4 protein-coding genes are annotated in these 5408 nt (G+C 68.5%); 2 read left to right on the forward strand and 2 right to left on the reverse strand.

Annotated features, from left to right (window positions below; genetic code table 11):
• Positions 1–246: 246 nt before the first annotated feature.
• A complete protein-coding gene (locus ACFWUY_RS40405) occupies positions 247–675 on the reverse strand; it encodes a hypothetical protein (RefSeq protein WP_384121753.1) in 429 nt (142 codons plus the stop codon).
• A 558-nt stretch (positions 676–1233) separates the two neighbouring features.
• Between ACFWUY_RS40405 and ACFWUY_RS40410 the strand changes: the two genes are divergently transcribed.
• Together ACFWUY_RS40410 and ACFWUY_RS40415 are read left to right on the forward strand one after the other, a co-directional pair.
• Positions 1234–2451, forward strand: a complete 1218-nt coding sequence (locus tag ACFWUY_RS40410) for a hypothetical protein (RefSeq protein WP_384121755.1) — start codon at positions 1234–1236, stop codon at positions 2449–2451.
• 257 nt (positions 2452–2708) lie between these two features.
• Positions 2709–4319, forward strand: a complete 1611-nt coding sequence (locus tag ACFWUY_RS40415) for a SulP family inorganic anion transporter (protein WP_384121757.1) — start codon at positions 2709–2711, stop codon at positions 4317–4319.
• Between the two features lie 91 nt (positions 4320–4410).
• On the opposite strand, the gene ACFWUY_RS40420 is transcribed toward ACFWUY_RS40415, so the two are convergent.
• Complete coding sequence (locus tag ACFWUY_RS40420) at positions 4411–4920, reverse strand: DUF1269 domain-containing protein (RefSeq protein WP_384121759.1); 510 nt, start codon at positions 4918–4920, stop codon at positions 4411–4413.
• Positions 4921–5408: the final 488 nt, after the last annotated feature.

The raw sequence follows: 5408 nt of genomic DNA on the forward strand, positions 1-5408 counted from the left end.
GTCCACTGCGTCGGGCGTCGTCACCGACGAGGGAATCTCCGCGAATCCACTCATACCACCATGCTGCCCGCCTCATGGACAGTCCGCATGCGCATCAGCGGCGACGGGCCCGGGTGCCATGACGACTCCTCGCGGGCCCGGGCGGAGAGTGACGGCACACACATGGGGTCAAACGACCGCCGGAGCCTTCCAGAGGCGCTCATTGCCCCGATCCTCCGCAGCAGGGGCGCGCCCAGCCTTGTCCGGTCAGCAGTTGAGGCTGGTCGCCGCTGCCGTCACGGTCTCTTCGAGCTTCTGAATCTGCGGCTGGAGTTGGGTACGAGCGTCCCGGCCCGAGGTGTCGTCCGGCAGGTCGTCGTAGGCCTTCTTCAGGTCCTCGGCAGCTTCCTGGACAGCCGTCCGCTCGGCTTCCCTCATAGTGGCCGCGTTCTCCTTGACGTTTTCCCAGTCGTCGCGAACGGCGTTGACCGCGTCTTCGACCTGCTCCTTGGTCGCGGAACTCGGCTCGAGTGCCTTCAGCTTGGCGTTGTCGCCCTTCAGCTCGGAGAGGTCGGAGCAGAGCTCGCCGGCGGCCTGGGTCGCCTCGTCCGACGCCGAACTGTCGTCGTCGGAGCATGCGGCGAGTCCGAACACCGCAGTGGCGCAGAGCGCGACGGTCAGGAGGTGACGCTTCACGGGAGCTCCTCGAATAAGACGGTGCGACTGAAGGCCGCTAGGGGGATCGCATGTCCACCTAGCCATGACCAGGGGAAATCCGCACCTGAATGCATGCCATTCGGGTGCGGTGAGAGGGCATCGGTTTGAGCAGGCATCAGCAGCAGCAGCCGTCGTACCTGGCTGACCGTCGCCGCGGGAAGACCCTCGATTCGTCCGCCCGGTCCAGCCTCGGTGGGATTCCGGGCCGGGCGTTCGGCTGCGCATGACGCAGACCCGGTGCTGACCAGGGACCGAGGCAGTTCGCCGCCCCTTCAGAGTGCCGATCGCAGCACCAGGGCCTGTCACCTGAAGCGGGTGGTCTTCGCCGCGCCGCCTGGGGCCGGCCCACACCTCGGAAGACCGACCCAGAGTGCGGGAGCCTCAACCCTGAGTGCCTAATGGCGGCAAAGGTAGTTCCGCCACAGCCGTCCCGGGAGGGTCATGAGTACGCTGCCCGAGCCCGAGCCGTCTCACGTCGCTCCTCACGCTCCGTCACCGCCGCCGAGCCGAAAGGGCTCACGTGCCGGACGCATCGCGATGAGCACCGTCTCGGCCCTGCTGATCACGCTCACCTGCATTCTCGTTCCGGTGTCGCTGATCACCGTCTGGGTGCACGACATCGTCCTGGACTCAGACCGGTACGTGTCGACGGTCACCCCGCTCGCGTCGGACCCGGCGATCGAGGCGGCAGCCGTCAACCGGATCTCCCAGGCGGCCGACGCCAGGGTCGACGGCGCGCAGGTCACGTCCGACATCGCGGTGTGGCTGGAGTCCCAGGGACTGCCGCCCCGCGTCGGAGCCGCGATCAAATCCCTGGGCCCGCAGCTGGACTCGGCGGTCGACCAGACCGTCACGAAGCTGGCGACCCGATTCGTCGAGAGCGACAGGTTCGAGACCGTCTGGACCGAGGCCAACCGGGCCGCCCATTCGGCAGTGGTGCACGCGCTCACCGGTGAAGGCCGGGGCTCTGTCGAAGTAAGCGGCGGCACGGTCACCCTCGACGTCGGCGCCGCTGTCGAGCAGGTCAAGAAGGATCTCGTGGACGCCGGGCTCTCTCCGGCGGAGAAGATTCCCGAGGTCGACAAGCAGATGGTGCTCTTCCAGTCCGACAAGCTGGAGAAGATCAGGGACCTCGCCCACCTGCTCGACGTCGTCGGCAACTGGCTGCCCATCCTCACGGTGGTGCTCGGCGCCATCGGGGTGGTGCTCGCCCGGCGCCGTCGCCGGGCCCTGGTGACCACGATGCTCGGCGCGGCCGCGGCCTGCCTGGTCCTCGCCATCGGCCTGGTGATCGCCCGCAGCTACTACCTCGACCACCTCCCCGCGCAGGTGCAGTCACCGGATGCCGCCGCGGCGATCTTCGACACGCTGCTCCGCTTCCTGCGCGTCAGCATCCGCACCGCCATCGTCCTCGGGATCCTGGTGGCGCTCGGCGCCTATCTGTCCGGCGCCGGCCGCCTGCCGCGCGCCGTGCGCGGCGCAGCGGACCGTACGGCCGACTCGGCCGCGCGCTGGGGCGGCGCCCACGGAGTGCACACCGGAAAGGTCGGCACCTGGGTGAACACCTACCGCCGGTGGCTCACCATCGGAGTGCTGCTCGTCCTGGCGCTGGTCTTCGCCTTCTGGAACCACCCGACCGTGCTGACTGTGCTGCTGCTGGTGCTCATCCTCCTGGCCGTACTAGCCGTCATCGCTCTCCTGGCCGCAAGCGGACGCAACACCAAGCCGGTCGTCCACCCTGGCGGCGAGCGGTAACCGCCGCGTGCTCATCCCGCGCGGTGAGCGGCAAGACGTCTGCCACGTGACCGAGGCCGGTCGCAGTCGCAGCCTGCACGAGGGGACCTCGCATGGCCGGGCCGAAACAGTCGTCACACCACGAAGCCGGCAAGGCCCGTGGTCGCCCCTCCGATGGCCCTTCAGCCTGGCGACGGGTGCTGCCGTCCTCGTGGCGCAGCGTGGCGCCGGGGGCTGTCCAACTGGCGTCACAAGCCAAGGAATCTTGGGCGAAGGACATGACGGTCGGGCTCACCGTGGCGGCCGTCGCCGTTCCGGCGGCCATGGGTATGGCCGAACTCGCGGGCGTCGATCCGGTGATCGGTCTGTGGGCGACGATGCTGCCGCTTGCCGCCTACGCCGTGTTCGGATCCTCCCGCCAACTCGTCGTGGGCCCCGAGGGGACCCTCGCCGCCCTCACCGTGACGGCGGTCGCCCCCTTGGCGGCGGGGGACGGCGGTCGCTACGTCCTACTGACAGCTTCGCTGGCGCTCGTCACCGGTGCGTGGCTGGTGGTCGCCGGCACACTGCGGCTGGGCTTCATGGCCGACTTCCTGTCCAAGCCGGTCCTGCTCGGCTACATCAACGGCGTCTCCCTGATGATCATCTCGACCCAGTTGGGCAAGCTGCTGGGGATCAGTATCAGCTCCGGCGACTTCTTCCCCAGGATCGGGGAGGTGCTGAGGGAGCTCGGAGGCGCATCTGTCGCCACTGTCGTGTTGAGCTGCGCGCTCTTGGCGGTCATCCTGCTGTTGCGGCGCTTCGCGCCGAAGGTTCCCGGCAGCCTGGTGGCGGTCGTCCTCGCCATCGCCGTCTCCGCGGCCTTCGACCTGAAGGACCATGGCATCGCCGTCGTCGGTGACCTGGAGGGTGGCCTTCCGAGCCTGGGCTTTCCGCGGGTCGGGCTGGGCGACCTTTCCGAGCTCGTGCTGCCCGCCGCGGGGCTGGCTCTGATCGCTTTCGCTGACGGGAACGCCATCGCCCGTACGTTCGCGCAGAAGAACGGCTACCACGTCAGCGCGAATCAGGAACTGGTCGCCCTCGGGGCCTCCAACGCGGTCTCCGGCCTCTCCGGGGCCTTCCCGATCGGCAGCAGTGGCTCGCGTACGGCCCTCTCCGACTCCTCCGGCGGTCGCTCCCAGATCGTGGGCCTCACGGCCCTGGTCGTCGTCGGCATCGTCGCGGCCTTCGGGACTCCGCTGATCGCACCGTTGCCCAAGGCGGCTCTGGGCGCCGTGGTCGTCGCAGCGGCACTGAATCTCTTCGATTTCGCCGGCATCCTTCGACTGCGCAGGATCCGGGACACGGAGGCCGCGCTGGCGGTCGCCGCACTGCTCGCCGTCCTCGCTCTGGGCGTACTCAACGGACTGCTCGTCGCCGTCGCTCTGTCGATCGGCGTCTTCGTCTACCGCACTGTGCGTCCACACGACGCCGTACTCGGCCACCTGAAGGACATCGACAGCTATCGGGACGTCGAGGAGAACGCGGGCGCCCACACCGAGCCGGGCCTGGTGGTGTACCGCTTCGACGCCCCGCTGTACTTTCCCAACGTGCCGTTCTTCGCGGCCCGTGTGAGGTCACTGGCCGACCACGCACCGTCCACGTTGCGGTGGATCGTCGTGAACATGGAAGCCGTCACCTACATCGACGCCACCGCCGTCGACGCGCTCGGAAAGCTGCACACCGAACTCGCCGACCGCGGCGTGGTCCTGGCTGTCGCCCGCCCCAAGGCTTCGCTACGCCGGGTATTCGCCGAAACCGGTCTGACGGCACAGCTCGGAGAGGAGTACCTGTTTCCCAGCGTCCGCACGGCCGCCGCCGCATTTCGGGAGACCAGCGCCACAGGGTGACCGATTCCCTGGACCTCCGGAGAGGGTCCGGCGCCTCGCCCTGTGGCCCCTGAAACGTGAAGAACGAACACCCAGCGGAGGCGGCGAGAGGTCAGCCGACCTCGGTGGCGGCCTGCTGGACGGCCCTGTCGACGTCCTTCGCGCTCACCTCGAGTTCCTTGGCGACATGCTTCTCCGCTTTGAGCTCGGCCTTTTCCAATGCCTGCGCGAGCGTGCTCGCACCCACGATGACGAGGGCGGCCTCCCCCTCGTCGATGATCTCGCCGAACTCCTTGACGTCCGCCCGGGACATACCGCGCCAAAGGTGGCCGCCTACGCCGCCGACGGCGGCACCGACGGCGGCCGTGCCGATGAGGGCCGGAGGGAACAACAGTCCGACGACCGCACCGGCAGCGGCCCCACCCCACGCCCCGTGCCGGGTGGCCGTCTCGTCCTTGTTGACGTGAACCTTGCCGGCCTCGTCCTTGGTGACGACCGATGCGTCGTAGGTGCCGACCGCACCGAGCGCGTGGAGGTCCTTGACGATCTCGTAGTCGGCTCGCGCTGCGGCCTCACTCGGATAGGTGCCGATGTAGATGAAGACTGCGTCAGGGGTGGCCACTGCGTCTCTCCTGTCCTTCCTCGTGCCTCATGGCATGCGGTTGAGGCACTGCCGACGGCGTCAGTACGACAGCCCCGCTGCAAAGCGCAGCTCGAGTGGGCTCCGTGGCTGTCGATCAGAGGCCAGTGTGGCGTGAGGCCGGATCCCGAGTACGGCACCAACACGCGTACGCAACCCGATCGGCCATCGCAGGCCGCGGCAGACCGCGGCAGACCGCATCAGGATGCCGATTCAGCCATTCCCCCCACGCCCGCGTAAGCCAGTCACACGAACGGATCAGCCTATGAAACCCTTCGCCGCTCTCTGCGGCCGCCGACCGAGGGCCGCTCCGCGCACCGATCGCGTCCTTGGGGAAAAGCACGGCAGGCCGCACCGCCTGCCTTTGATGCTCCCTCACAGATGCGGACATTCCGGGAGTCGCGCAGGATCAGCCCATGGATGCTTTCGCGGAGATTCCCTCGTCGGTGACGACGCCCGACGCGGTCGAG

The organism is Streptomyces sp. NPDC058664 (assembly GCF_042716635.1).
Classification (GTDB): domain Bacteria; phylum Actinomycetota; class Actinomycetes; order Streptomycetales; family Streptomycetaceae; genus Streptomyces.